This is a genomic window from Catenulispora pinistramenti, assembly GCF_018274385.1.
Lineage (GTDB): Bacteria > Actinomycetota > Actinomycetes > Streptomycetales > Catenulisporaceae > Catenulispora > Catenulispora pinistramenti.
This window is the reverse complement of sequence record NZ_JAAFYZ010000154.1, coordinates 1-26516: the sequence shown is the minus strand read 5'-3', so window position 1 is coordinate 26516 and position 26516 is coordinate 1. Positions and strand designations below refer to the sequence as shown.

The following is a 26516-nucleotide window of genomic DNA, read 5'->3' as shown; positions in this document are numbered from 1 at the left end:
ACCCCCGTGACCAACGACCCCGGCACTCCCAGCACACCCGCCTCCCGACCCGCCCGCCTGGCGACCACCGGCCGTGGCCGCGCCGTGCTGACCGACCCGCGCCTGAACCGCGGTACCGCCTTCACCCTCGCCGAGCGGCAGGCGCTCGGGCTGGTCGGGCTGCTGCCGCAGGCCGTCGTCACGCAGGATCAGCAGGCCGCGCGGGTCTATGAGCAGTTCCGCTCCCAGCCGACCGCGCTGGAGAAGTACGTCTCGCTGGCCAGCCTGCGGGACCGGAACGAGGTGTTGTTCTACCGGCTGGTCACCGAGCACCTGGCCGAGATCCTGCCGATCGTCTACACGCCGACCGTCGGGACCGCGATCCAGCACTACAACGCCGAGTACCGCAGGCCGCACGGGGTGTACCTGTCGGTGGACGAGCCCGGGGACATCGAGCGCTCGCTGTGCGCGGCCGGGCTCGGGCCCGAGGACGTGGACCTGATCGTGGCCACCGACGGCGAGGCGATCCTGGGCATCGGGGACTGGGGCGTCGGCGGCATCGACATCGCGGTCGGCAAGCTGGTCGTCTACACCGCGGCCGGCGGCGTGGACCCGGCGCGGGTGCTGCCGGTGATGCTGGACGTCGGCACCGACCGGCAGGATCTGCTGGACGATCCCGGCTATCTGGGCAACCGGCACAAGCGCGTGGACCGCGAAGCGTATGACGCGTTCATCGACGCCTACGTCCAGACCGCGAGCCACCTGTTCCCGAACGCGCTGCTGCACTGGGAGGACTTCGGGACCGCGAACGCGCACCGGATCCTGGACCGCTACCGCGACCGCGTCTTCACTTTCAACGACGACATCCAGGGCACCGGCGCGGTCACCCTCGCCGCGGTCCTGGCCGGGGTCGCGGCCAGCGGCCAGGCACTGCGCGAGCACCGCATCGTGGTCTTCGGCGCGGGCAGCGCGGGCGTGGGCATCGCCGACGACCTCCAGGCCGCGCTGGTCGCCGACGGCCTGTCGCAGGCCGAGGCCACCGCGCGCATCTGGTGCGTCGACCGCTACGGCCTGCTGACCGACGATCAGGACACGCTGCGGGACTTCCAGGTCCGCTACGCGCGCCCGGCCGCCGAGACCAAGGGCTGGGCCCACGAGGCCGACCAGGGCGGCGTGACCCTGGCCGAGGTAGTCGACCAGGTCCGGCCGACCATCCTGATCGGCACCTCCGGACGCGGCGGCGCCTTCACCGAGCAGGTGGTGCGCGCCATGGCCGCCCACACCGACCGGCCGCTCATCCTGCCGATGTCCAACCCGACCGACCTGGCCGAGGCCACGCCGGCCGACCTGCTGGACTGGACCGAGGGCCGCGCGCTGATCGCCACCGGCAGCCCCTTCGACGCGGTCGAGCGGGACGGCACCAGCTACCAGATCGCCCAGGCCAACAACGCCCTGATCTTCCCCGGCCTGGGCCTGGGCGCCATCGTGGCGCGCGCCACCCGGATCACCGACGCCATGCTGGCCGCGGCGGCCGGCGCGGTCGCCGACCGCGTGGACGCCGGCACGCCGGGCGCCCCGATCCTGCCGCCGGTCCCGGAGTTGCGGGAGACCTCGGTCGCGGTCGCCGTCGCGGTGGCCCGGGTCGCGGCCGAGGGCGGTGTGGCGGGCGTCGAGGTCGGCGAGGACATCGAGGAGCGGGTGCGGGCGGCGATGTGGCAGCCGGTGTATCCGGAGATCGTCGCGATCTGACCGCCGCACCGGGCTCCTCGGCGGCCCCACGGCAGGCCGGTCCGGGCAGGTGATCGCCAGTGATCGCCCGTGATCGTGCTGCCCGGGGCCACGCCCGGGTCGTATATTCGGAGTTGGGCGATGTGAGGAGCCCGGCGATGAGCGAGTCGGCGATATTCGAGTTCGGGAGCACGGTCTACTGCTCCGATGCCGGCTGCGGAGAGTTACTGCAGGTCGTCGTCGAACCCGAGCTGCCGAGGCTGACCGGGCTGGTCGTGTGCTCGATCGCGGACGCCGCGGTTCACCTGGTGCCCGCCGAACTGGCCCGGCCCACGCGCTATGGCGTGCTGCTGGAGTGCGACCGCCACGCCTTCGAAGGGCTTCCGGCGGCCGTGCCCGACGCCCAGCCCAGGATCCGGCGCGGTGACCACGCCCACGCCCTGGACGGCGACGCGGGCCGGGTGCTGGGGCTGGTGGTGCGGGCCGAGGACGACGCGATCACGCACGTCGTGCTGCTGGCCGGGCACGTGTGGCATCGCAAGCACGTGGCCATGCCGGTGGAGTACGTCGTCGGGCTCGGTTTCGCCGGACTGGATGTGTTGGTGCTGAAGGACCATGTGGGGGAGTTCGCGACGGTGGACGGCGGGCTGTGACCGGCGCTCGCCGACCCTCACTCAGCCTGCGTCCCGGTCCGTGTCAGCTGCACCAGATCCGCCTTGGCCGCGGCCAGCCGCCGCTGATCCTTCTCCGCCTCGGCGGAACGTTTGCGCGCCGCGCGGGTGAAGGCGGCCCGCTCGCGCTCCAGGATCAGCCGCACGGTCGGATCGGCGTGCTCGGCCCGGTCCAGGCCGTCTATCCAGGCCGATTCCACCAGGTCCTCGGCCTCGCGGACCAACGCGCGACCGGACAGCTCGCCGATCATGCGCTCGCACGCGGACTTCGCCTTCGCCGCGCGATACCGACGCCAGGTTGTCGGGCCGAACATCATCCACCACCGCCTCGTCACACTCGGGCCATGGGCGACACGCTCTGATCGATTCCGGGTGCCCCGGATTTCCCGATGTAAACGCTGCCGCAGTCCTTCCGGCGGCGCTTCCCGAAACGGCTGCGACGCCTGTGCGGCATGTGAAAAACCGGTATCGGACGCCGCGTCCGGACCGGCTCACGCCAGCAGCCCGCGCCACCGCCGCGCCGACTCCATCGTGTCCAGGCTGACCCGCTCCAGGAACGCCCCGCCCCTGGCCAACCGCGCTCCGGCCGGGGTGTCGAGCCCGACCCGCTGCGCCGACTCCCGCGCGACGTGCGCCGCCTGCAACGTCTGCTCGGCGCCGGTGAGGATCGAGCGGTACCAGGCGTCGTCGTCCACCACGTAGACGTCCCGACGCCCCAGGCTCTCGCGCTGGATCAGCCCCTGCCCGGCCAGGTACCCGACCGCGGCCGACACCGACGCCGGGCTGACCCCGAGGGCCCGGGTCAGCTCGGCCGCCGTGAGCCGGCCCTCGTCGCTCCCCCACAGCGCGATCAGCACCCGGGCCGTCATCCTCGGCAGGCCCATGCCGACCGCGATCTCCACGGCGTGCTCCTCGGCAGCCCGGGCCGCGGCGTCCCCGGTCTCCTGCCGGGGCGGAACGCTCGGCGTGCGCCGCCGCGCCCGACGCTCGGTCGCCCGGTGCGCGAGTTCGGCACGGTACCCCGCCGGACCCCCGTTCCGGCCGACCTCCCGGCTCACGGTCGAGGTGGTCCGGTCCAGGCGGCGGGCGATCTCGGCGTAGGGGAGTCCTTCGACGAGCCACGCCCCGATGCGCTGGCGGTCCTGCTGGGTCAACCGTCCTCCTGGCATGGCCGCAGTATTGCATTCGACGGCGGCTGTTGCAACGCTGACGGTGCATTCGAGGTCAGCGTCATTGCATCAATAATCGGCTGCTGAACTGGTGATATGTGATTCTGTCGATGGACAATTTCTCTGAACGCAACGTAGCTTTCAGGGCGTGCTGAACAAAGAACCGGCGATCGCCGTCACGGGCCTGCGCAAGTCCTACGGCCCCCACCTCGTCCTGGACGGCATCGACCTCACCGTCCCGCAGGGCACGATCTTCTCCCTGCTCGGCCCGAACGGCGCCGGCAAGACCACGACCGTCCAGATCCTGTCCACGCTGCTCAAGGCCGACGCCGGCCAGATCCGCGTCGCCGGGCACGACCTGGCCGCCGAACCCGACGCGGTCCGCGCCGCGATCGGCGTCACCGGCCAGTTCTCCGCCGTTGACGACCTGCTCACCGGCGAGGAGAACCTGCGCCTGATGGCCGATCTGCTGCACGTCGGGCGCGGGCGGCGACGGCAGACCGTCCACGCGCTGCTGGAACGCTTCGATCTCGCCGACGTGGCCCGCAAACCCGTCGCCGCCTATTCCGGGGGCCTGCGCCGTCGCCTGGACCTGGCCATGACCATGGTCGGCGAGCCCCGGCTGATCTTCCTGGACGAACCGACCGCCGGCCTGGACCCGCGCAGCCGCCGCGATCTGTGGCAGACGGTGCGGGGGCTGGTCGAGAACGACGGCGTCACGGTCTTCCTGACCACGCAGTACTTGGAGGAGGCCGACCAGCTCGCCGACCGGGTGGCGCTGCTCAGCCGCGGCGCGCTGGTCGCCGAGGGGACGCCGGACCAGCTCAAGCGGCTGATTCCCGGAGGGCACATCAGCGTGCGGTTCGCCGACGAGACCGCGCTGACTGTGCGGATCGGCGACGCGGGCATTGTCGATTCGCTCAGGAGCGTGCTGGAGCAGCTTGATGCGCGTGAGGCCGAGGTGGCCGGGCTGTCGGTGCACACTCCCGATCTTGACGATGTCTTTCTCGCCCTGACCGGCGACGCCCCGGCCGCACCGACGGCCGGTGTCGGATCCCCGGCCGGCCCGGCAATCCCGGCCGGCCCGGCAATCCCGGCCGGCCCGGCAATCCCGGCCGGCCCGACTCTTCCGACCAGCCCGACCGCAGCCGTCATCACCACCACCACTGCTACCACCACTGCTACCACCACCAAGGACCCCGCCCGATGAGAGCCCTGACCGACTCCGCGACCATGCTCCGCCGCCAGCTCAAGCACATCCGCCGCTACCCGACGCCGCTCCTCACCTACACCGCCATCCCCGTCGTCTTCCTCCTCCTGTTCGTCTACGTCCTCGGCGGCACTATGAGCGCCGGCCTCGGCGGCAGCCGTGCCGCCTACGCCGGCTACCTCACCCCCGGCATCCTGGCCACCACCATCGCCGGTGCCGCGCAGGGCACCGCGATCGCGGTGGCGATGGACATGACCGGCGGCATCGTCGCCCGCTTCAAGACCATGGCCATCGCCCGGGTCTCGGTGCTCACCGGCCACGTCCTCGGCGCTCTGGTGCAGAACTTCCTCGCCCTCGCCGCGGCCCTGGTGGCCGCCCTGGTGATCGGCTTCCGTCCGGCGGCCACGGTCCCGGACTGGCTCGGCGTGATCGGCGTGCTGGCCATGTTCACGTTCGCCATCACCTGGCTCTCCGCCGCCCTCGCGATGTCCGCCAAGAGCATCGCCACCGCCAGCAACCTCCCGATGCCGCTGCTGATGCTGCCCTTCCTCGGCAGCGGCGTCGTCCCCACCGCCTCGCTGCCCACACCGCTGCGCTGGTTCGCGAACCACCAGCCGTTCACCCCGGTCATCGAGACGCTCCGCGCGCTGCTCAACGACCAGAGCGCCGGCACCAACCTCACCAAGGCGGTCGCGTGGAGTGTGGTGATCGCGCTCGGCGGATATCTATGGGCACGCAAGCTCTATAACCGCTGACCGCGACCAGCCGCTGATCATTCGTCAGCTGACACACGGCAGCCACCGCCGCAAGTCGTCATATCGGCCGTCTCCGGCGGCCGTCCCACGGTCGTAGGATTCCTGGCGATCTTCGCCCCGTGAACACCAACCGAACACCAACCGACCACCAACCGAACGCCAATCAAGCTCCAGGCGATGAGGAAGCAGGCAGCGGATGACCGACTTCGGCGGCTACCAGTACGAGATCTACCTCGACGGGCTCCAGGGGGTGGTCCCGCGCTTCCCCATGCTGTTCGAAGGCTGGGAGTCCGCCGCCGAGGCGGCGCTGCCCCCGTCGGTGTGGTCCTACGTGGCCGGCGGGGCCGGTGACGAGCACACCCAGCGCGCCAACGTCGCCGCCTTCCTGCGGCACGCGCTGGTCCCGCGCATGTTCGTCGGCGCTGCCCAGCGCGATCTGTCGGTCTCCATGTTCGGCCTGACGCTGCCCACACCGCTGCTGATGGCCCCGGTCGGGGTGCTCGGCCTGTGCGCCCAGGACGGCCACGGCGACCTCGCGGCGGCGCGCGCCGCCGCGCGGACCGGGGTCCCGATGATCGCCTCGACCCTGTCGGCGGACCCGATGGAGCAGGTGGCCGCCGAGTTCGGCCAGACCCCCGGCTTCTTCCAGCTCTACACCCCCACCGACCGCGACCTGGCCGCCAGCCTGGTGCAGCGGGCCGAGCAAGCCGGGTTCCAGGGCATCGTGGTCACCCTGGACACCTGGGTCACCGGCTGGCGTCCCCGCGACCTGTCCACCGCGAACTTCCCGCAGCTGCGCGGGCACTGCCTGACCAACTACACCAGCGACCCGGTGTTCCGCGCCGCGCTGCCCAAGCCGCCCGAGGAGGACATGGCGCCGACCGTCATGCACTGGGCCGGCGTCTTCGGCAACCCCCTGACCTGGGACGATCTTCCGTGGCTGCGCTCGCTCACGACCCTGCCGCTGATCGTCAAGGGCCTGTGTCACCCCGATGACGTGCGCCGGGCCCGCGACGGGGGAGTGGACGGGATCTACTGCTCGAACCACGGCGGCCGCCAGGCCAACGGCGGCCTGGCCGCGCTGGACGCGCTGCCCGGGGTGGTCGAGGCCGCCGACGGACTGCCGGTGATCTTCGACTCCGGGGTGCGCAGCGGCACGGACGCCGTCAAGGCCCTGGCCCTGGGCGCCACCGCGGTCGCGATCGGCCGTCCCTACCTCTACGGCCTGGCCATCGGCGGCGTCGACGGGCTCGTGCACGTGCTGCGCACCCTGCTGGCCGAGGCCGACCTGCTGATGGCCGTCGACGGCTATCCGACGCTGGCCGACCTCACCCCGGACGCGCTGCGCAGCGTCGGCTGACTTCGGCGATCGGGTCCTAGCCGCGCGGATCCACCAGCCCCACGTCGTAAGCGATGATCACGGCCTGCACCCGATCCCGGGCGCCGATCTTCGCCATGGCCCGGCTGACATGCGTCTTCACCGTCGACTCCGACAGGTGCAGGGTCTCGGCGATCTCGGTGTTGGTCAGCCCGGTCGCCACCACCCGCAGCACCTCCAGCTCCCGCTCCGTCAGGGTCCGCAGCCGCGGATCCTCGGCGGCGCGCCGGTCCGGCCCGGGCAGCGCCTTGGCGAACGCGTGCAACAGCCGGCGGGTCAGCGCCGGGGCCACCACCGCGTCGCCGACCGCGACCGCCCGGATCCCGGCCAGCAGCTCGTCCGGGCGGGCGTCCTTCAGCAGGAAGCCGCTGGCGCCGGCCTGGAGCGCGGCGTAGACGTACTCGTCGAGGTCGAACGTGGTCAGGACCAGGACCCGCGAGCGCCCGCCGGAAGCCGTGATCCGGCGGGTCGCCTCGATCCCGTCCATCCCCGGCATCCGGATGTCCATCAGGACCACGTCCGGGGACAGCTCCGCGGTCCGGCGCACGGCCTCGATCCCGTTCTCGGCCTCGCCCACGATGCTGACCCCGGTCTCGCTCTCCAGCACCATGCGGAAGCCCATCCGCTGCAAGGGCTGGTCGTCGACGATCAGAATGCTGGTCATCGACGCCCTCACACCTCCCCGGCCGGCAGCAGCGGGAACCGGGCGGCCACGGTCCAGCCGCCGGCCTCGTTCGGTCCGGCCTCGGCCTTGCCGCCGGCCAGCGCCGCGCGCTCCCGCACCCCGGCCAGGCCCTGGCCGCGCGAGTCCCGCGAATCCGGCGGCGCGGACAGGCCCCGGCGCACCCCGGCCGGACCGGTGTCGGCGATGCTCATCTTCAGCGCCCGGGTGTCGGCCTCGATCACCACCCGCACGTCGGTGCCCGGCCCGGCGTGCTTGAGGCAGTTGGTCAGCGACTCCTGCACGATGCGGTAGATCGCCGACTGCAGACCACGGGGCAGCGCCGCGGTCTCGCCGCTGGTCCGGCACGAGACCCGCGGCCCGGCCGAGCGGGTGCGCTCCAGCAGATCCGAGATGTCGGCGACCCCCGGCTGTGGCGAGAACGCCTCGGCACCGATCCCGCCGAAGCCGCCGATCCCGTCGCCGTCCCGGCCCGGACCGTGCTCGCGCAGCGCGCCGAGCGTGTGCCGCAGGTCCGACAACGACTGCCGGCTGGTCTCGGCGATCAGCTCGAACACCTGCCGGCCCCGCCACGGATGCGCCTCGACCTGGCGCGCGCCGCCGTCGGCCAGTCCGATGATCACCGCCAGGCTGTGCCCGACGATGTCGTGGGTCTCCCGGGAGAACCGGGCGCGCTCGGCCAGCACCGCCAGCCGGGCCCGCTGCTCGCGCTCCTGCTCGGCGTGGTGTGCGCGCTCGGCCAGCGCGGCGAGCTGGGCCTGGCGCTCCCGGGCCATCAGGCCGAGCGCGGCGCTGGCCGCGATGCCGGTGCCGAGGAAGAACAGCGAGACCAGGATCGGGCCTTGGACCGGGGGCATCCGGTAGAACAGCACGGCCAGGGCCGGTACGATCGCGCCCAGCGCGAAGCGCAGCGTCCGCATCGAGCGGTACCTGGCCACGGTGTAGAGGCAGATCATCCAGCTGATGTCGGTGGCCGAGCTCTGCGCCCCGGCCCATTCCGCGGTGCAGGCGGCGAGCACCAGCGTGTACATCGTGACCGGCGCCGCCCGCCGCCAGATCACCGCCGCGGACGTCAGCACCGAGGTGACGACCAGCAGCGCGGAGGCGTGCAACAGCTCCGACCCCTGGCCGGCCTGCGAGGGCAGCAAGGTGAGCAGGAAGACGGTCAGCGCCAGGACCACGTCCTGCCGGTAACTGTGTCCCCGGAACGCGGCTTGCACGCCACGTGCTGCCCGCGGCCACTCGAAGCCGGGGCTCACCGGCCGCACCGGCACCGGCGGGTCCGCCGGATCGCGGGCGTCGCGAGCGTCGCCGCCCGGGTCCGGCAGCGGCCCGGCTGCTGCGGTGGCCGCGGCGGCCGCGAAGTCGTCCCGCGCCCCACCCCTGACCAGGAGGTCCACCATGGTCTTCCGTCACCTCCGGCTGAACGGGCCGATGAACTGGCCTGAAGCCCGACGATAGTCGAATGCCGGACAAGGTGTCGTCAGCCTGGGGGATGGGCTCGCCCTAGTACCGGGGTGCCACACGTAGAGGCTGATTCGGCACCTGGGGACGGTGAACGCGGACGCGGGGATCTCTAGGCTCGAATCCGGGCCCGGCCGTGCGCGTCGGTGCCTACTGGCGATACGGGGATGTCCAGGCGATGCCGGCCCCCTGGTGAGAGGGAGATCATGAAGGAAGCAGTGCTGGGGGCCCGAGGCGACACCGCCGAACGGGGCTTCTTCCCGCGACTGGGCCGCTGGGTGGCCCTGCACCCCTGGCGGGTGATCGCCGCCTGGGTGGTCGTCGCCATCGCCGTGGTCGGCTTCGCGCCGAAGCTGGCCACCACCACCGACGAGTCCAGCTTCCTGCCCAGCCACTATGAGTCGATCCAGGCCCTGAACCTGCAGGAGTCCGCGTTCCCGCAAGCCGCCGCCCCGGCCGCGATGATCGTGCTGGAGCGCGGCGACAACGGCCCGCTGACCGCCACCGACACCGCGGCGGTGAGCACGCTGGCCGCCAAGCTGGGCGCCGCGCACATCCCCGATGTGACTGCTTACCAGGTCGGCGAGCCCTCGCCGAACAAGCTGCTGCAGACCATCGGCGTGCAGATGCCCAAGGAGAACGACCCGCAGGACAAACAGCAGACCGACGCGGTCAAGGCGCTGCGCACCCAACTACAGTCCGACCTGTCCGGCACCGGTCTGAAAGGCGGCATCACCGGTGACGCCGCGCAGGCCCTGGACTCCCAGTCGTCCGGCAACAAGGCCGAGGCCCTGATCGGCATCGCCACCATCGGCCTGATCCTGATCCTGCTGCTGGTCATCTTCCGCAGCCCGGTCATCGCGCTGCTGCCGATCATCACCATCGGCGTGGTCTCGCAGGTCGCCGACGGCCTCATCGCCTGGGCGAGCAAGGCCTTCGACCTGAAGACCGACAGCTCGGTCACCTCGATGCTGATCGTGGTGCTGTTCGGCGTCGGCACCGACTACATCCTGTTCTTCATGTTCCGCTATCGAGAGCGGCTGCGCGCCGGGGACGCGCCGAAGGAAGCCGTGGCCGCCGCGGTCACCAAGGCCGGCGAGGCGATCCTGTCGGCCGCCGGCGCGGTCATCGTGTCCTTCATGGCCCTGACGCTGTCCACGCTCGGCCTGTTCCGCTCGCTCGGCCCGGCGCTGGCCATCGCGGTCGCGGTCACCCTGGTCGCCGGCCTCACGCTGATCCCGTCGGTGGTGTCGCTGCTCGGGACCAAGGTGTTCTGGCCGTCGAAGGCCTGGAAGACCGAGCCCCGGGGCGCGCGCTTCGCCGGTATCGGACGCTCGATGGGCCGGCACCCCGCGCGCTACGCCGCCGTCTCCGGCATCGTCATGGCCGCGCTGGCGGTCGCCGCGTTCAGCTTCCGGCCGACCTTCGACCTCTCGTCCGGGTCGCAGGGCAAGGGCACGGAGTCGACGGTGTGGCAGGACCAGCTGAAGAACGCCTCCTCGGCCGGCGCCACCATGCCCAGCCAGGTGATGTTGCAGTCCACCAACGGCGCGAAGCTGACCAAGGACGAGCTGACCCAGTATCAGGGCACGCTCGGCAAGGTCCCGGGCGTCGCGCAGGTGTCCGAGCCGTTCCCGAACGCGACGGACACCGTGGCCTTCTACTCGGTGACGCTCAAGAGCGACCCGTCCTCCTCGGCGGCGATGAACACGGTCAAGGGGCCGCTGCGCACCACCGCGCACCAGATGGCGCCGGCCGGGACCAGCGCGCTGGTCGGCGGGACGACCGCGATCTTCGTGGACATCAACAAGGCGGTGAACCACGACTACGCGGTGGTGTTCCCGGTCGCGGCCATCATCATCACCCTGATCCTCGGCCTGGTGCTGCGCGCGATCGTCGCCCCGCTGTACCTGATGGCGTCGGTGGGACTTGGCTTCGGGGCGACACTGGGCGCCACGGTGCTGCTGTTCCAGAACTCCGGCGGCAACAACGGCCTGATCTTCATGCTGCCGGTGATCATGTACATGTTCGTGGTGGCGCTGGGCACCGACTACAACATCCTGATGATCACCCGACTCCGAGAGGAGTCACGAGCGGGCAAAACGCCACGGGAGGCAGCCGCCGAGGCGGTCCGGCACGCCGGCCCGACGATCGGCGCGGCCGGCCTGATCCTGGCCGGTTCGTTCGCCTCGCTGATGCTGGCCGGCCAGTCCACGCTGACCCAGATGGGCTTCGCCATCTCGGCGGGCATCGCGATCGCGGCGTTCGTGATGGCGATGTTCTTCACCCCGGCGGTCACCGCGCTGGTCGGACACGGGGCATGGTGGCCCGGCCGGGCCGACGCGGCGCGCGATGGATCCGGGGCGCCGCAGGGCTCGCAGGAGCACGGGCCCGCAGCCGAGGCTTCGATGCGGCGGTAGCGCGATGGCAATCAATCAATCCGCAATGAACTAAACAGCAATGAACTAAGCCGCCAGGAAGCATGTGGCCGAAGTCCGGTTCTCGCCGGACTTCGGCCACATGGTTTTTCATGGCCCGATCAGCGTCCGATCAGCTCGCTGCTACTGCCCGATGAGCTGCCAGTGCTGATGGGACACGCCCGCACAGCCGAACAGCTTCACGACGGTGCCCGGGTTCGGGTTGGCGTCGGTGACGTCCAGGCAGTTGTGGTTGCTGTTGTCGACCCACTCGCCGGCGCCGTCGCCGGAATTTGTTCCATCGGTCGTCCAGGCACAGGTTGCTGCCTACTCAGGACTCGAATTGAGCGCAAAGGTGAGACGACGACGGTTCACCGGAACCCCCATTTGTCAATGGTCTTAGATGTGTGTTCTGACATCTCCGGCGTTACGGGGGCCCGAGAGGCCGCAAACCCGTGGAACCACCTGTAGTCGGCAGGCTGCTTTCACGGCAGCGGTAGAGGACTGATCCCCTGATTTTCCGTCGCACGTTCCGGCTACCGTTGCCGTCGTGCCCGACGATCAGCAGACCACTGACCTCCTGACCGACCCGCGGTGGTTGGTGAACGCCGATCCCGGCCAGGTGTTGGCGCTGCTCGACACCGCAGCCGGTCCGGACGCGCTGCTGGCCGCGATGGTCTACCGCACCTCGGTGTTCTGGCACCGGGACCAGAGCGCCGCGGTGCGACGGCACGTGTTGGCGCTGGACGCCGCGCGCTACGGAGCCCCCGCCCTCGCCGCCCTCATCACGGCGGCGGACGTCCCCGGCGAGCCTCCGGCGGCCTGGGACGTGCGCTGGAGCGTGGGCACCTTCAGCAACTCGGCGCTACGCCGCATGGTCGCGAACCACGGCCCCGGCCGCCTGCCGCTGATCCTCGGCGACAACCTCGGCCCCGGCCGCAACCTCGGGCTCACCGGCAGCTGGGACGGCGCCGTCCGGGTCTGGAACACGACCACCGAGGAACCGCTCAGTGAACCGGTGCCCGGTCACACCGCCTCGGTGCTGGAAGTCGCCGAGGCGCTGATGGCCGGACACCCGGTCCTGGCCACCGCGGATCTGGACGGTGTGGTCCGCCTGTGGGACCTGAGCACCCGCCGACAGGTCGGCGAGGCGCTGACCGGCCCCTCGGTCCTGGAGGCCACGGCGTGGGCGGTCCGGGGCCGGAACATCGCGGTCACCGGCGACTGGGACGCGAACCTGTGGGACCTGACCCAGGGCTGGGACCAGGGCTCGCCCTACCTCAGCTTCGGCACCGTCAGCGCGGCTTCCATCGGGGCGCACCTCCTCGGCTTCCCGGACGCGCGTATCGGCGGCGAGGACGGGAAGCTGCGCCGGTGGAACGCGGCCCCCGACGGCTTCCGGAAGCCGGGCGAATCAGGGCACGAAGGCAAGGTGACCGCGGTGGCGGAGGACGGGGAGCACATCGTCACCGCCGGCGAGGACGGTACTCTCCGCATCCGCGACCGGTCTCGGGAACAGCTGGTCGGAGAGCCTCTGCGCGGCCACACCGGCCCGGTGCGGGTGCTCCAGACGATGGGCCTGGGGGACCGCCGGATCGCCGTCAGCGCCGGTGACGACGGAACCGTGCGCCTGTGGGACCTGGCCACCGGGTCGGCTATGGGCGAACCGCTGACCGGCCACACCGGCGGAGTGTGGGCGATGGCGCTGTGCAAGGCGGAGTCCGGGCCGGACGTCGGGCCGGTCTTCGAGAACACCGCCGACCACACCAGGCTGATGGGCCTGGCGACGGCGGTGGTGGACGGCCGCCCGGTCGTCGTCGCCGGCGGTACCCACGGTCCCGTCTCCTTCGGCGGTCACACTGCCGGCGCCATTCGCATGTGGGACCTCGCCACCGGCCGCCCGGAAGGCGACCCTCTGGCGCGCCAAGAGAGCGTGGTGGTCACGGTGGCGACGGCGGTGGTGGACGGTCGCCCGGTCGCGGTCTCCGGCGGCGGGCACCCCGACGCGCTGGTGCGTCTGTGGGACCTGGACACCGGCGAGCAGATCGGCGACCCGCTCGGTGATCCGGTCGAAAGCCCCAGGTACCACCGTGGCATCGGGGTCCTCGCGGTCGCCGAGGCGGACGGCCGCGCGCTGGCTGTCACCAGCGTCTACGGCGACGAGACCGGCCCGCATGTCTATATCTGGGACCTGACAACCGGCCGACAGGTCGGGGAACGCCTCGAAGGCCACACCGACCGGATCACCGCGGCGGCCACGGCGATCGTCAGGGGCCGCCCCGTCGCGGTGACAGGCAGCTGCGACCACACGATCCGGCTGTGGGACATGCTCACCGCCGAGCCCATCGGCGAGCCCCTGACCGGGCACACAGCGGAGATCACAGCCTTGGCCGCCGGCCTGCTGGCCGGTCGTCCGATCCTGGTCAGCGCCGCCTGCGACTGGACCACCCGGCGCTGGGACCTCACCGACCGCACCCCGCTAGGCGCCCCGCTGACCGGCCCCAACAGATCCGTGCTGGCGGTGACGACGCTGGTACCCGCCGACCGCCCGGTGCTCCTCGCCGACGGCGACGCGAGCCTGGACATCCTGGACCTGGCCACCGGCGAACAAGTCGGCCCGGAGCTGACCTTCCCCACAAAGGGCCACGTGCGGGCGGCGGCCGGAACTCCGGACGGCGGCCTGGTGGTCCTCCTCGACCAGGAAATCGTCCACCTGACCCCGCGCTGAGCGGCGCGCGCCACCCTCAACACGCCACCGCTGCACCATGTTCGAACGCTGCTACTATCCTGCGTAGGTTGGTGGCACATACCCCCCAAGTGCCGGCATCAACCGATGTAGGGAGTCCCGTGGCGGTCGCCCGCCGCCACGGGACTCGTGTGCTTCCGCTGGGCGGCAACGCTCGTCGATAGTAGTAGATGCCGCCGGAGGCTATGCCCGATATGGGATCACTCTTGCAATAGCCGGGCTGGTCGAGGGCCGACAGGATCGGATGTCGATGAAGCCTCTGTCCGCAGCCCCACCAAACACCCACGAACCGCCCCTTAGGCGGCAGCGGTTTGGTTTCGGGGTGCCCCGCGGATGATCGTGGCAACTTCTGCGGGGCGGCTGGCGGCGACCCCATGGCCGGCGCCGGGGAACTCATGCAGGGCAGCCCCGGGAAGAACAGCTTGCAGGGCGGTGGCAAGGTCGTGGCTGGAGAGGTGGTCGTCGGTGCCGCGGATCATGACGATCGGGGCGGTGATGGTCCGAACGTCCTCGCCGGGGTACCCGGCCGTGTCGATCCACATGGCCACGTTCTCCGTGACCAGCCGCTCGAAGTCGGGCTCCGGGTTCTTCTCGGCGTAGGCGCCCTCGGAGTACGGGCCCTCTGGGTTGCGGTCACGCCACCACTGCGGCGTGACCTGCGCATTGAACGCGCGGCTCGGCTCCAGCAACTGCCAGTTCGAGCCGATGGTGAACAGCGTCCCGACCCGGTCGGGGTGATGCGCGGCGAGTCGGAGGGCGGTGACGCCGCCGTCGCTGAAGCCCATCACATCTGCGCGCGTGATGCCGAGTCCGTCCAGGACGGCGAGGGCGTCCTGTTCGAGCCGCTGATAGCTCAACGGCACGTCGCCGAACGTGGAGCGTCCGTGCCCCCGACTGTCCATACGGATGAACCGGTAATCGTCGGCGAGGAGCGACACCAGTTCAGCGAAGTCAACGGTGCTCCCCATGCCGCCGTGAAGGAGCAGCAGCGGCGGCAGCGCCTCGTGGCCGGAGATCTCGACGGACAGGGCCGCACCCGCGACTTCGAAGATTCGTGTTTTCACAGCGACGATTGTTCCGTGGACCACTGACAGTGAACCGGCAGCGGTTCACATCATCGAGCGACGACCAGCCCTGCCATCAATCACGAACCGGCCTCTAAAGCTGCGCCGTCGCCATCGTTAGTCCGGCAACAATTGCCCGGGCCACCGGGGCGGGATCCGAGCCGTCGACGGCGAATCCGTCGCGCACGTGCACGGCCGGCTGCGCGATCATTCGAGGCGCGGTGCCGGTGTGCGGCCAGGTGGCCGTGTGCACGATGAACGGGTGGCACAGGAAGACATCGCCGGCCTGGCCAGTGGCGTGCACCATCGGTCGGCACAACACGGACGGCCGCCAATAGCAGTCCTCTGGGACTGTCCCGTCCTCGCCGTAGGGCGCGAGGAACTCGGGAACGTACAGGTGGGAGCCGGATACCAGCCGGGTCGGTGCGTCCTGCGGGCCGACGTCGCCGAACAGCATCAGCGCCAGCAGCCCGCGTCCGCGTGAGCGAACGTTGCAGCGGTAGGGGCCGCCCGCCGGGCCGTAGCTGCCCTCGATGTGGTAGCCCGAGTTCGCCCGCTCCGGCGAGGGGAAGCGCACCGAGACCGCCCGGCCGGCGGCGATGCCCTGGGTCCAGCGGCCCGAGCCGATCAGCTGGTCATAGGCCTCGGTCAGTGCGGGAGCTCCGGCGGCAGCGGCGAACGGCTCGCCATCCAATGAGTCGATGTGCTCATGCGCGGGCCAGGTGGCCGGCTGATCCTCGCGGATCCCGCGCCGGCGTAGCTCCGCCCAGATCAGCTCTCGACAGTGCGCGGCCGTGTCCTGATCGAACGCGCCGCGCACGACCGCGTACCCGTCCCTGATGAAGCCATCGACGTCAACGCCCACTTGGCCATTGTGCGCGGCCTCCGGTGCGCCGGCAGACCTTTAATCAAGCCGACTCCCGCGGCACCACCGCCGGATCGAACAGAATCCGCTGTGCCGCCCGCGGCGCCGACCCGTCCAGCCGCCCCAGCAACAGCCGCCCGATCGCCTCGCCCTGCTCCAGCGGGCGGATCGACACCGTCGTCAGTGCGGGCGTGGTCAGCGCGGCGATCTCGATGTCGTCGAACCCCATCACCGCCACGTCGCGCGGCACCCGCAGCCCGGCGTCCTTCGCCGCGTCCAGCGCGCCGAGCGCTGTCACGTCGTTCGTGCACAGCACCGCGTCCGGGGCCTGGCGCAGCGACAGGAGCCGCGCCATCGCCCGCGCGCCGCCGTCGCGGCTGATCTCCTCGCGGACGACCAGCCGCGCCGAGTACGGCATGCCCGCCGCGCGCAGGGCGTGGCGGTAGCCCAGGACGCGGTTGGCGGGGGAGCCGACGCGTTCGGCGCCGGTGATGAAGGCGATGCGGCGGTAGGCGCGGGTGATCAGGTACTCGGTCGCGATTTCGCCGCCGGCCACGTCGTCGGCGCTGACCACGTCGATGCCCGGCCGGGCCGTGCGGCCGCCGAGCAGCACCACCGGGATGCCGACTTCGGCCGCCGCGGTGACCCGGCGGTGGTCGGCCTGGTAGCCGGCGAAGGCCAGGCCGTCGACGCGGCGGGTGATCATCTGCTGGACCGCGGCGTCCTCCGCGGCCGGGTCGGCGTCCGTGCTGGTGACCAGGACTTGCATGCCGGCCGGACCCAGGACGTTCTGCAGGCCGCGGGCGATCAGCGGGTAGAAGGGGTTGGTGATGTCCGGGATGACCAGGGCGACGGTGTTCGTGCGCTGGAGCCGCAGGCCCCGGGCCAGCTGGTTGGGCTCGTAGCCGAGCTCGGCGATCACCTGCCGCACCTTCGCCGTGGTCGCCGCCGACACCGGCCGCTGACCGGACAGCACGTGCGAGACCGTCGTGATGCTCACGCCTGCCTGGGCCGCGACGTCGGTGATGCTGACGTGCCGCCTGCGGCCCTGCTGCGCCACTGCGCCCTCCGGATCTCTGAAATCCCTGAATCTCTGAATCTCTGAATCGTTGACACGCCGATGAGGTGCGTGAAATCCTACTGCGACCACGATACAAAACGTTTTGCATCGGCCGCAAGCGCCGGCGCGCCTCCCGGGGAAGGGACACAGCACACCGTGAACGACCCGAACCGCCCGCTCGACCCGAACCGCCTGCTCGACGCGTCCGGCGCCCTCCCGCAAACCCAGCCGCCGTGGGCCGCGCGGGACAGCTTGCGAATAACCCGCGTCCGGGCCGTCGTCACCGCCCCCGAGGGCCAGCCGCTGGTCGTGGTGCGGGTCGACACCAGCGACGACGGCCTGTACGGCCTGGGCTGCGCCACCTTCACCCAGCGCTACGCCGCGGTGGCCGCCGCGGTCGACGAGCACGTGGGCCCGCTGGCCGTCGGCCGGCACCCGGCGGACATCGAGGACATCACCCGCCTGGTGCACTACTCGTCGTACTGGCGCAACGGACCCGTGCTTAACAACGCCCTGTCAGGGCTCGACCAAGCGCTGTGGGATATCGCCGGCAAACGCGCCGGGATGCCGGTCTACGAGTTGCTCGGCGGCCGCAGCCGGGCCGCGGTCGAGGTGTACTCGCACGCCGCCGGACCGACCATCGGCGACACCCTCGACCAGGCCGAGAAACTGATCGAGGAGGGCTACCGGAACGTCCGGCTCCAGGTCGGCGGCCCGGGCCTGGGCACCTATGGCGCGCCCGGCATCCCCGGCGGCTACCCGCGCTCGCCGCACCCGGACGGCTGGGCCGTCGAGCAGTACCTGCGTGACGCCCCGCGGCTGTTCGCCGCCGCCCGCGAGCGCCTGGGCGACGCCGTCAATCTGATGCACGACGTGCACAGCCGGCTCACCCCGAAGCAGGCCGTGGTTCTGGCGCGGGCCTTGGAACCCTACCGACTGTCCTTCCTCGAAGACGTCATCGCCCCCGAGCTCTACGACCGCCTGCCCGAGGTGCGCGAGGCGTCCCCGGTGCCGATCGCAGTAGGCGAACAACTCGGCTCGGTGCCGGACGCCGTGCGCCTGGTCCGCGACGGCGGTGTCGACTTGCTGCGCCTGCACACCTCCGCGGTCGGCGGCCTGACCCCGACCCGCAAGATCGTCGCCCTCTGCGAGCTGCTCGGGGTCCGCACCGCGTTCCACTCGCCGGCGGACGTCTCGCCGGTCGGGGTCGCGGCCAACCTCGCCGTCGACATCTCCACCCCGGCGTTCGGCTACCAGGAGTCGCACACCTACAACGACGCCACCCACGAGGTCTTCCCCGGCACGCCGGTCGTGCGCGAGGGGCACCTTTACCCGTCGGACGCGCCGGGCTGGGGCATCGACCTCGACGAGAGCGCCGCGGCCGAGTTCCCGCCGGTGAAGTTCCTGCACGAGCGCTGGTCGGCCCAGGTGCGCCGGCCCGACGGCGGGCTGCAGGCCCCGTGAGCCTCGACCTCCCGGCCCCGCGCCGGGTCCTGGTGACCGGTGCCGCCGGCCTGGTCGGCCGGGTGGTCACCCGGGCCTTCGCCGACCGCGGCACCGCCGTCACCGCCCTGGTGCTGGCCGACCCCGGCGACCTGGCCGAGGCCGGCGCCGACCGGGTCGCCGTCGGCGACGCCGCCGACCCGGACCTGGTCCGCGAGGCGCTGGCCGACGCGGACGCGGTCGTGCACCTGGCCGCGCTGCCCACCCCCGTGCACGGCACGGCGCTGGAGGTCTTCGGCGGCAACACCCGGGCGACCTTCAACGTGCTCGAAGAAGCCGGCAACCGGGGCATCCGCCGCGCGGTGATCGCCAGCAGCCTCTCCATCCTCGGCCTGCCCTGGGCCCGCCAGAGCCTGCACCCCGCCTACGTGCCGGTCGATGAGGACGCGCCGCTGCAGATCGAGGACCCCTACGGGCTCTCCAAGCAGGCCGACGAGGCCACCGCGGAGATGATGGCCCGCCGGCACGGGATGGACGTCGTCGCGCTGCGCTTCCCCTTCATCAGCAACGACGAGCGCGCCGCCGACCGACTGCCGCTGGCCGCCGACGACCCGGCGATCGGGGCGCCGGAGTTGTGGACGTACCTGGACGTGCGGGACGCGGCACAGGCCACCTGGCTGGCCGTCACCGTCCCGCTGCACGGATACCACAAGGTGTTCGCCGCGGCGCCCGACACGTTCGTGCCGTATCCGACTGCTGACTTGCTCGCCGTCTACCATCCGGACGCCGAGGTGCGGGCGCCGATGCCGGGGCGCACTGCTCCGCTCGACCTGCGGGCGGCGCAGCGGCTGCTCGGGTTCCGGGCCCGGCACCTGCTCGGGGTGGAGCCGCTGCCCTGGCAGCATTGATCGGCGCCGCTAAACTGGGCTGATGGCGCGGCTCAACGACGAAGTCGGAGCGCTGCTGCGGGAATACGCCGACCTCATCCAACTCAGCGGCGGCAACGCGTTCCGCGCACGTTCCTATGAGAAGGCAGCGCGTTCGGTCAGCGGCTATTCGGGGGACCTCGCTCATTTGGACGACGCCGGGTTGCGGAAGATCCCCGGCGTCGGCGACTCGACCGCGGACAAGATCAGCGAGTACCTGGCCACCGGCCGCATCGCCGCGCTGGAGAGCCTGCGGACGAAGATCCCGGACGGCGTGCGCGGCATCACGAAGATCCCCGGCGTGGGGCCCAAGACGGCAGTGCTCCTGTATCGCAAACTCGGCATCAAGTCTGTGGAGGAGCTACAGAAGGCTGTCGAGGAAGGTCGGCTGAAGGGTTTGCCCGGGCTCGGCGAGCGCACCGTCGAGAACATCCGGCACGGGATCGACCAGCTGAGCCAGACCTCGGGCCGGACACTGCTGAACGTCGCCCTGGAGCTGGCCGGGGAGCTGGTCGCGGAGATCGCCGCTGTCCCCGGTTGCAAAAAATGCGCCTACGCGGGCTCGCTGCGTCGGATGCGCGAGACGGTCGGCGACATCGACATCCTCGCCACCGCGAAGGACTCCGCCCCGCTGATGGCCGCGCTGATCGCGCGGCCGGAGGTCACGGATGTGATCGGGAGCGGGACGACCAAGACCTCGGTACGGATGGACAAGGGCCTGCAGGTGGATCTGCGCGTGGTGCCGCCGGCGGACTGGGGTGCGGCGCTGATCTACTTCACCGGGTCGCGCGCGCACAACATCAAGCTGCGGGGACGTGCGATCAAGGCGGGGATGAAGCTCTCCGAATACGGGCTCTTCGACGTCGGCGATGACGGGGGCGACGGGCATGACGGAGATGATGACTCCAGCCGATCAGCAGCCCCCGCCAAGAAGCTCGCATCCCGCACAGAGAAAGAGGTCTACGCGGCGCTGGGCCTGCCGTGGATCCCCCCGACGCTGCGCGAGGACCGCGGCGAGATCGAGGCCGCCGCACAGAACAAACTGCCGGACCTGGTCCAGCTCAAGGACCTGCGCGGCGACCTGCACACGCACACCGACCTCACCGACGGCCTGGCCCCGCTCGAAGTGATGCTGGAGACGGCAGCCGATCTCGGCTACGCCTACTACGCCGTCACCGACCACGCGCCGAACCTGGTGATGCAGCGCATGACCGACGAGAAGATGCTCGCGCAGCGTGCGCGCGTGCGGGAGTTGGACCGCGCGTATCGCGGCATGCGGGTGCTGCACGGTGCCGAGCTCAACATCGACGCGGACGGGGAAGTGGACTGGCCACCCGACTTCCTGGCCGGCTTCGACATCTGCGTGGCCTCGATCCACTCCTCCTTCGGCCTGGACCGCGCCGCCCAGACCCGCCGCCTGATCCGCGCGTGTCAGAACCCTTATGTTCACGTCATCGGCCACCCCACCACCCGCCTCCTGGACCGCCGCCAGCCCATAGACGTGGACCTGGACGCCGTGTTCGCGGTGGCGGCCAAGACCGGCACGGCGTTCGAGATCAACGCCTCACCGCAGCGGCTCGACCTGAACGACGAGCAGGTGATGGCGGCCAAGCGGCACGGGGTGAAGTTCGCCATCGACAGCGACGCGCATTCCACGCCTGCCTTGGAGAATCAGCGCTTTGGTATCGCGGTGGCGCAGCGGGGATGGCTGACCAAGGATGATGTCATCAATACTTGGAGCCTGACCAGACTGCGCGCGTTCTTGCGGAAACCCGCGGCGGTTGAAGCTCAGCCGCGGTGATGAACCTCCGCTCGCCGCAGCGTGAGCACCTGTGATCGGAAAATGCCGGTGTCGTCGCGGGTATGGAAGTCGACGATCTCGAACGATTCCCGCGCGAAGTCCTGAATCTGCTCGTCGGTGCGCAGGGAGAAGAAGCGGTGCGGGGTGATCGGGTCACCGTCCCAGATCTCCTCCGTACCGTCGCCGCCGTAGACCGCGACGAGGAACAGGCCGCCGGGGCGCAGCAGACGCTGCACGTTCTCCAGGACGCTCGGCAAGTCCGCGTTGGGAACGTGGAGCAAGCAGTTGAAGGCGAATACCGCGTCAAAGGGCTCGGACCCGAGCTCGGACCCGAGCTCCAGGAACCCGGCAACCCGCGCATCCAAGCCCTTCTCCCGACACTTCGCCACCATCAGCGGCGACAAGTCGGTGGCCACGACCTCCAGCCCCTGCTCCTGAAAGTAGAGGCTGTCGGTTCCGACCCCGGCCCCGATCTCCAGCAACCGCCGGACTCCGTTCGCGCGCAGCCGAGCCAGGAACGCCGCCCGCTCCTGGAGCTTCCAGTCCTCCTTGTCCGTGGCCTCGCGCCGGTCGGCGCTGTTGTCGTAGGACGCACGCAAGCTCTCGATCACGTCGGTGTATCGCATGCGGGTCATGGTGCCACCGCCGTGGTGAGGTCCGCGATGATCTCGCTGGCCTCCACGGCGTCGAGGTCGCCGAGGGGCAGGGCTCGGGTGCGGGTGCCGTAGCCGTGGCCGGTGTCCAGGGGGCTGAGCCAGATGTCGCGGATGCTCTGGCGCGGGGTGTCGGCCAGGGAACCCGGGCGGTAGCCGGGGGTGACCTGGACTATCAGGAGCCTGTCGCCGGGTACCCGGCGGGCGGTCGCCACGGCGCGGGCCGCCTCCCACTGCGGCATCGTGCCCCAGCCGGGGCTGCGGTGCAGGGCCAGGAGGCGGTCGGTCGGGACCGTGACGTCGCAGAAGCGGGCGAGGCGGCTGGCGGTGCGTTCCTCGGCGGTCAGTGCGAAGATCGGGCGTCCCACCTGCGGGAAGGGCTGGACGATCTCGTAGTCGTGGCAGATCTCGACCCAGCGGGGGAGGGCGCGGCCCAGGGTCACCGGATGAACCAGGCCGATCGCGCCGACGCCACCGGTCGTATCGCCGAGGCCCGCGTCGAACACGAACCGCTCGTCGTCGACATCGGCCAGCGTCCCGTCCTCGGCGATCCGGAACGCCTCGTGCAGCGCCCCGGAGCCGTCGAACTGCCCCCACACCAGCCGCCGGCCGAGCAGCCGCATCAGCGGATGCTCGATGAACAGGGCTCGGAACTCGGCCTCGGACCACTTCCGTCCGGTGACCATCGCCCGCTCCAGCCGCGCGGCCTGCCGCACCGCGAGAGTCTTCGAGTCCTTCTTCAGCTCGGTGAAGCGTGCCTGAGCCCGGGCGGCGAGCGCGGCATCGTCCTTGGCGGCAGGCTTCGGCAGCGCGGCCCGGCGCTTGCCGGCGTCATCGGTGACGAACGGCTGCAGGTACTCGTCGAATCCGACGGTGAACCGGCGCGGTCCGTAGTCCAACGGCAACGTGCAGCCGCCGGCACCCCTGCCCGCGCCCAGGTCCAACACCAGCCGGTCCTCCAACTGGTCCGCGCTCAGCCCCCGCGCCGTGGCCACAATGGCGATCCGCGCGGCGGCGTCGTCGCGCAGCGCGCCGAACTGCGAGCGCTGCGAGATGTCGTAGACCTCGCGGATCCCCTCGTCACCGCCGATCGCGATCAGGACGTCCATGCCGACCGCGGCCCGCGCCGAGCCGCCCTCGCCGGGCCAGGCCCGGATCAGCGGCACCAACCGTCGTGCGGTCTCCGCGTCCCCGAACCACTGCAAGACGTCGAACGCCCAGCCCAGCTTCTTGGTCGGGTAGCCCGCCCCGGCCCAGTTCTCGAACAGGCCCCAGGCGAATTCGGCGAGCGAAACGGCATCGCAGGACTCTTTGACGATCTCGACGCCGCCATACGGAGCGATGTCCCGGCGTGAGGAGATCGTCAGCATCTGCACCACCAGTCGCACCGCGGACGCGGGTAACGCCAACCTCCGCCCCGCGAGCAGGATCGGCGGCAGCGAAGCCGGCTCCGCCCACAGCGGCACCGCCGGCATGGACTTGGGGAACGCGTCCAGGCCGCGCCGTTCCAGCAACGCCTGAGTGGCGTGTGCCGCCTCGGGGCCGGACTCAGCGGCGATGGCTAAGACGTCAGCCCAACCCTGCCGAGCCACGAAGCGCACCGCGGCCTGCGCCTTCCGGAGCCCGAGCCCGGTCGGGCCGAGAGCAAGGGGGAGTAAGTGACGTATCGCGTCCTCGGGATAGCGGCGGAAGAAGATGTGGGCGGACTCGGCGTACCGGTCGTATTCCGAGTTGAGCCGTACCGCCATCGTTGCCACGAGGCGGCCCTGTTCGTCTGCCTCTTCCGGGGAAGGCGCGATCTCGGGGATCGCATACGAGGGCACGTGTCCACGTGTGGGCCAGCAGAAGACCGGAGTCGGGACCGGCAGGTTCTTCAGGACCGCAGCCTTGCCCAGCTCGCGATCCTCCCACGGCGGCGTCACCAGGATGCGCGGCAGATCGGCAGCAGCGGCCACCAGAATCGGGGCATTGTCGCCCGCCGGCCCGAGCAACGCCTCCACCCGCTTCCGCCCCGCCGCCGAAAGCGCCGACAACTCACCGCGGGCCATCCCGGGCTGCGCCGTGACATGCAGCCGCAGCACATAGTCGACCTGCGTAGCCGGTTCGGCTTCCGCTAACAGCCGTAGCACCCGGCGCGGAAACCGTTTAGCCGCCTCAAGAAGCGCGGCCTGCGCGTCCCTCGGTCCCAGCTCGCCGATCAGGGTGTTGACAGCCAACTCGCTCGGCAGCTTCGGCAGCAGGTTCAGCGCGTGCCACCGGGACTGCTCCAAGCACCCGACCAGGAACTCGTCAGCCCCGGCACCGACGGTGGCCAGGAACGTCCCCTCGGCCCGGCGGTCGTCGTTGACCCACGTCCAGTCCCGGATCCGCCGCCCCAGCTCCCGCGCCTGCTCCCGCGTGGTCGTGGCCAGCATCAGCAGCCTGGCGGTGTAGTTGTCGAAGTCGTCGTCCGCCGAGTACTCCGCGATGTCCGCCGAGCACCACTGCGGCCGGTCCAGCGCCAGCACCGACATAGCGGCCCGGGACGCGGGCGACGGGTACTCCGCGCGCATTTTCTCCGCGGTCGCGACTGCCTCGGCGTATTCCTCGTCGGCGGCCGAGCGCACCAGATCGAGCAGCCGGAGCATCATCGGCCAGCGAACATCGGAGATCTGGCTGTGGTAGACACTGCCGTGGCCCCAACTGGAGCGGGCATATCTGACGTCTGCATCGGTGACGGCGGCGAACGCCCGCACCGCCGCGGCCGGCCCCTCCTCGGCGACGATGAGATCGATGGTCCGCCACGTCGCCTTCCCCCGCACGTCCGGATAGGCCACGACCGCCGCGAGTTCGTCGATCTCCGCCTGCTCACAGCGTTCCCGGCGTAGTACCCCGCGCTGGAACTTCCGTGGCAGCTCGAACCGGTCCTCGGGATCCTCGCTCACGTTCCCCCCAACAGTGTCCCTTTTTGCTAACAGGCTATCGAGGGATCCGGCACGCGACCGTGGCACGGTCATGACCGGTGGACCCGACCTCGTAGGCCGTCCGTCCGGGTACCCGGACGTCCTCGGGCGATGCTCCCGAGGCGGCCCGATGGCCCCGCCTCGATTTGATAACCCTTTTAATAACGGTTTCGCTAAGGGGTTTACGAACCCGACACGCCTGCGTAATCTCAAGCCACACCGAGCCCGGCGGCCCGGCCGACACGTACTTGAGAACCATGCTTGAGAACCATGAGGAGCCCACCGAGATGCGACCCCGCCTGTCCGGCGATCTGCGCCGTGCGAACCGCGTGGAAGTGATGCGGAGCTTCTACGGCGGCCGGACGCTGACCCGGGGCGACGTCGCCGCGCAGCTCGGGGTGTCCGTCGCCACCGTCGGCACGATCATCGGTGAGTTGACCGCGGCCGGGTTGCTGGAGGAGACGCAGAGTGCGCGGTCGGCGGCCGGGGGGCGGCCGGCCAGTCGGCTGCGGATGCGGGCCGCGGCGCCCTACCTGGTCGGCGTCGACCTGGCCGAGACGCACGTCATCGCCGAGATCTTCGATCAGGCGATGACCCGGGTCGGGCACTTCCAGCTGCCGGTGGCGCCGACCGACGACGACCCGGACTCCGTGGTCGGACACGTCGTGGACACCGTGCAGGGCGTCATCGCCGCGCTGGACGGCGTGAGCGCGGCCGACGTGGCCGGGGTCGGCGTCAGCCTGCCCGGCCAGGTGGACCGCGAGGGCGGGGTCTCGATCCACGCGCCGAACTGGGGCTGGCACGGCGTGCCGTTCAAGTCCCTGTTCCAGAAGCGCTGCGACCTGCCGGTCCTGCTCGACAACCCGCTCAAGGCGATAACGCTGGCCGAGATGATGTTCGGCGAGGCCGGGGACCACGACGACAGCGTCGTGGTGAACCTCGGTACCGGCGTCGGACTCGGGGTCGTGGCCGAGGGACGGCTGTTGCGGGGCCGTACCAACAGCGCGGGGGAGTGGGGCCACACGGTGCTGGTCGCCGACGGGCGGCCCTGCCACTGCGGAAGCCGCGGCTGCGTCGAGGCCTATATCGGCGCCGCCGCGCTGCTGGACCTGCTCACCGAGGTCGATCCGGACAGCCCGCTGCTGGTCCCCGGCGATCAGGCCGCGACCGTGGCCCGGCTGGCCGAGGCGGCGGCGCGCGCCGACCCGGTCGCGGTCGCCACCCTGGAACGCTTCGCCCGGCCGCTGGGCATGGCGCTGGCCAACGCCGTCAACATGCTCAACCCCGAACTGCTGGTGGTCGGCGGCTGGGTCAGCGCGGCGTTCGGCGAGCCGCTGCTGGCCGCCGTGGAACCGGTGGTCAAGGAGTTCTCCCTGACCGTGCCCTATGACGCCGTCACGCTGGCGGCCTCGCGCATCGCCGACAACCCGGTGTCGCTGGGCATGGCGGTGCTGGCCTTCGAGACGTTCGTCCTGCCCTAGTTGCCTTACTTGCCCGGTACGTAGCACACAGCGAAGCAAGGAGCGAAGACCGACCATGGCGTCCCCACCCCTGGACCTCGCC

General features: G+C 71.0%; 19 protein-coding genes and 1 pseudogene. 11 read left to right on the top strand and 9 right to left on the bottom strand.

Annotation, left to right across the window (positions count from 1 at the left end):
* Positions 1-6: 6 nt before the first annotated feature.
* Together KGQ19_RS33380 and KGQ19_RS33375 are read left to right on the top strand one after the other, a co-directional pair.
* Positions 7-1728 (top strand): NAD-dependent malic enzyme, encoded by a 1722-nt coding sequence (locus KGQ19_RS33380; RefSeq protein ID WP_212016722.1) that lies wholly within the window; start codon positions 7-9, stop codon positions 1726-1728.
* Positions 1729-1865: 137 nt separating this feature from the next.
* The gene (locus KGQ19_RS33375; RefSeq protein WP_212016714.1) at positions 1866-2360 is read left to right on the top strand and encodes a hypothetical protein; all 495 of its coding nucleotides are present in this window, start codon (positions 1866-1868) and stop codon (positions 2358-2360) included.
* A gap of 17 nt (positions 2361-2377) precedes the next feature.
* On the opposite strand, the gene KGQ19_RS33370 is transcribed toward KGQ19_RS33375, so the two are convergent.
* Together KGQ19_RS33370 and KGQ19_RS33365 are read right to left on the bottom strand one after the other, a co-directional pair.
* Positions 2378-2695, bottom strand: coding sequence for a hypothetical protein (locus KGQ19_RS33370; RefSeq protein WP_212016712.1), 318 nt, complete (start codon positions 2693-2695; stop codon positions 2378-2380).
* A 174-nt stretch (positions 2696-2869) separates the two neighbouring features.
* A complete protein-coding gene (locus KGQ19_RS33365) occupies positions 2870-3547 on the bottom strand; it encodes a GbsR/MarR family transcriptional regulator (RefSeq protein WP_438801891.1) in 678 nt (225 codons plus the stop codon).
* A gap of 148 nt (positions 3548-3695) precedes the next feature.
* On the opposite strand from KGQ19_RS33365, the pseudogene KGQ19_RS52185 reads away from it, so the two are divergent.
* The 3 genes and pseudogenes from KGQ19_RS52185 to KGQ19_RS33350 all read left to right on the top strand — a co-directional run.
* A pseudogene (locus KGQ19_RS52185) lies at positions 3696-4571 on the top strand (ATP-binding cassette domain-containing protein); the annotation flags it as partial.
* Positions 4572-4753: 182 nt separating this feature from the next.
* The gene (locus KGQ19_RS33355) at positions 4754-5512 is read left to right on the top strand and encodes an ABC transporter permease (protein ID WP_212016707.1); all 759 of its coding nucleotides are present in this window, start codon (positions 4754-4756) and stop codon (positions 5510-5512) included.
* A gap of 196 nt (positions 5513-5708) precedes the next feature.
* Positions 5709-6872: an alpha-hydroxy-acid oxidizing protein gene (locus KGQ19_RS33350; protein WP_212016705.1), complete on the top strand. Its 1164-nt coding sequence runs from the start codon at positions 5709-5711 to the stop codon at positions 6870-6872.
* Positions 6873-6888: 16 nt separating this feature from the next.
* On the opposite strand, the gene KGQ19_RS33345 is transcribed toward KGQ19_RS33350, so the two are convergent.
* A complete protein-coding gene (locus tag KGQ19_RS33345) occupies positions 6889-7554 on the bottom strand; it encodes a response regulator (protein ID WP_212016703.1) in 666 nt (221 codons plus the stop codon).
* An 8-nt stretch (positions 7555-7562) separates the two neighbouring features.
* The gene (locus tag KGQ19_RS33340; protein ID WP_212016701.1) at positions 7563-8975 is read right to left on the bottom strand and encodes a sensor histidine kinase; all 1413 of its coding nucleotides are present in this window, start codon (positions 8973-8975) and stop codon (positions 7563-7565) included.
* Positions 8976-9242: 267 nt separating this feature from the next.
* Here KGQ19_RS33340 and KGQ19_RS33335 point away from each other — a divergent pair, with 267 nt between their 5' ends.
* Entirely contained in the window at positions 9243-11456 is a 2214-nt protein-coding gene (locus KGQ19_RS33335; protein ID WP_212016699.1) for an MMPL family transporter, read from the top strand.
* Positions 11457-12003: 547 nt separating this feature from the next.
* Positions 12004-14181, top strand: coding sequence for a WD40 repeat domain-containing protein (locus KGQ19_RS50255; RefSeq protein ID WP_212016697.1), 2178 nt, complete (start codon positions 12004-12006; stop codon positions 14179-14181).
* A 314-nt stretch (positions 14182-14495) separates the two neighbouring features.
* Here KGQ19_RS50255 and KGQ19_RS33325 read toward each other — a convergent pair whose 3' ends face one another.
* The 3 genes from KGQ19_RS33325 to KGQ19_RS33315 all read right to left on the bottom strand — a co-directional run bounded on the left by KGQ19_RS33325 (position 14496) and on the right by KGQ19_RS33315 (position 17188).
* A complete protein-coding gene (locus KGQ19_RS33325; RefSeq protein ID WP_212016695.1) occupies positions 14496-15263 on the bottom strand; it encodes an alpha/beta fold hydrolase in 768 nt (255 codons plus the stop codon).
* Between the two features lie 94 nt (positions 15264-15357).
* Positions 15358-16128, bottom strand: a complete 771-nt coding sequence (locus tag KGQ19_RS33320) for a phytanoyl-CoA dioxygenase family protein (RefSeq protein WP_212016693.1) — start codon at positions 16126-16128, stop codon at positions 15358-15360.
* A 43-nt stretch (positions 16129-16171) separates the two neighbouring features.
* A complete protein-coding gene (locus KGQ19_RS33315) occupies positions 16172-17188 on the bottom strand; it encodes a LacI family DNA-binding transcriptional regulator (RefSeq protein ID WP_212016691.1) in 1017 nt (338 codons plus the stop codon).
* 156 nt (positions 17189-17344) lie between these two features.
* Here KGQ19_RS33315 and KGQ19_RS33310 point away from each other — a divergent pair, with 156 nt between their 5' ends.
* Genes KGQ19_RS33310 through polX form a run of 3 tightly spaced genes read left to right on the top strand, consistent with a single transcriptional unit; the run spans position 17345 to position 21358 of the window.
* The gene (locus tag KGQ19_RS33310) at positions 17345-18652 is read left to right on the top strand and encodes an enolase C-terminal domain-like protein (protein ID WP_307856584.1); all 1308 of its coding nucleotides are present in this window, start codon (positions 17345-17347) and stop codon (positions 18650-18652) included.
* Positions 18649-19539, top strand: coding sequence for an NAD-dependent epimerase/dehydratase family protein (locus KGQ19_RS33305; protein WP_212016689.1), 891 nt, complete (start codon positions 18649-18651; stop codon positions 19537-19539). The genes KGQ19_RS33310 and KGQ19_RS33305 overlap by 4 nt, the downstream gene beginning before the upstream one ends.
* A gap of 22 nt (positions 19540-19561) precedes the next feature.
* On the top strand, positions 19562-21358 hold the full coding sequence (gene polX, locus KGQ19_RS33300; RefSeq protein WP_212016687.1) for a DNA polymerase/3'-5' exonuclease PolX: 1797 nt from the start codon (positions 19562-19564) through the stop codon (positions 21356-21358).
* On the opposite strand, the gene KGQ19_RS33295 is transcribed toward polX, so the two are convergent.
* Both KGQ19_RS33295 and KGQ19_RS52180 read right to left on the bottom strand, forming a co-directional pair.
* Entirely contained in the window at positions 21346-21984 is a 639-nt protein-coding gene (locus tag KGQ19_RS33295; protein WP_212016684.1) for a class I SAM-dependent methyltransferase, read from the bottom strand. The two genes, polX and KGQ19_RS33295, sit on opposite strands and share 13 nt — an antisense overlap.
* Before the next feature lie 5 nt (positions 21985-21989).
* A complete protein-coding gene (locus KGQ19_RS52180; RefSeq protein WP_212016682.1) occupies positions 21990-24935 on the bottom strand; it encodes a DUF4132 domain-containing protein in 2946 nt (981 codons plus the stop codon).
* 305 nt (positions 24936-25240) lie between these two features.
* On the opposite strand from KGQ19_RS52180, the gene KGQ19_RS33285 reads away from it, so the two are divergent.
* Entirely contained in the window at positions 25241-26434 is a 1194-nt protein-coding gene (locus KGQ19_RS33285) for an ROK family protein (RefSeq protein WP_212016680.1), read from the top strand.
* The last annotated feature ends 82 nt before the right edge of the window (positions 26435-26516 follow it).

Coding starts and splice junctions, on each gene's coding strand:
- KGQ19_RS33375 (WP_212016714.1), top strand. CDS start 1,866: ATGAGCGAGTCGGCGATATTCGAGTTCGGGAGCACGGTCTACTGCTCC.
- KGQ19_RS33370 (WP_212016712.1), bottom strand. CDS start 2,695: ATGATGTTCGGCCCGACAACCTGGCGTCGGTATCGCGCGGCGAAGGCG.
- KGQ19_RS33365 (WP_438801891.1), bottom strand. CDS start 3,547: ATGCCAGGAGGACGGTTGACCCAGCAGGACCGCCAGCGCATCGGGGCG.
- KGQ19_RS33355 (WP_212016707.1), top strand. CDS start 4,754: ATGAGAGCCCTGACCGACTCCGCGACCATGCTCCGCCGCCAGCTCAAG.
- KGQ19_RS33350 (WP_212016705.1), top strand. CDS start 5,709: ATGACCGACTTCGGCGGCTACCAGTACGAGATCTACCTCGACGGGCTC.
- KGQ19_RS33345 (WP_212016703.1), bottom strand. CDS start 7,554: ATGACCAGCATTCTGATCGTCGACGACCAGCCCTTGCAGCGGATGGGC.
- KGQ19_RS33340 (WP_212016701.1), bottom strand. CDS start 8,975: ATGGTGGACCTCCTGGTCAGGGGTGGGGCGCGGGACGACTTCGCGGCC.
- KGQ19_RS33335 (WP_212016699.1), top strand. CDS start 9,243: ATGAAGGAAGCAGTGCTGGGGGCCCGAGGCGACACCGCCGAACGGGGC.
- polX (WP_212016687.1), top strand. CDS start 19,562: ATGGCGCGGCTCAACGACGAAGTCGGAGCGCTGCTGCGGGAATACGCC.
- KGQ19_RS33295 (WP_212016684.1), bottom strand. CDS start 21,984: ATGCGATACACCGACGTGATCGAGAGCTTGCGTGCGTCCTACGACAAC.
- KGQ19_RS33285 (WP_212016680.1), top strand. CDS start 25,241: ATGCGACCCCGCCTGTCCGGCGATCTGCGCCGTGCGAACCGCGTGGAA.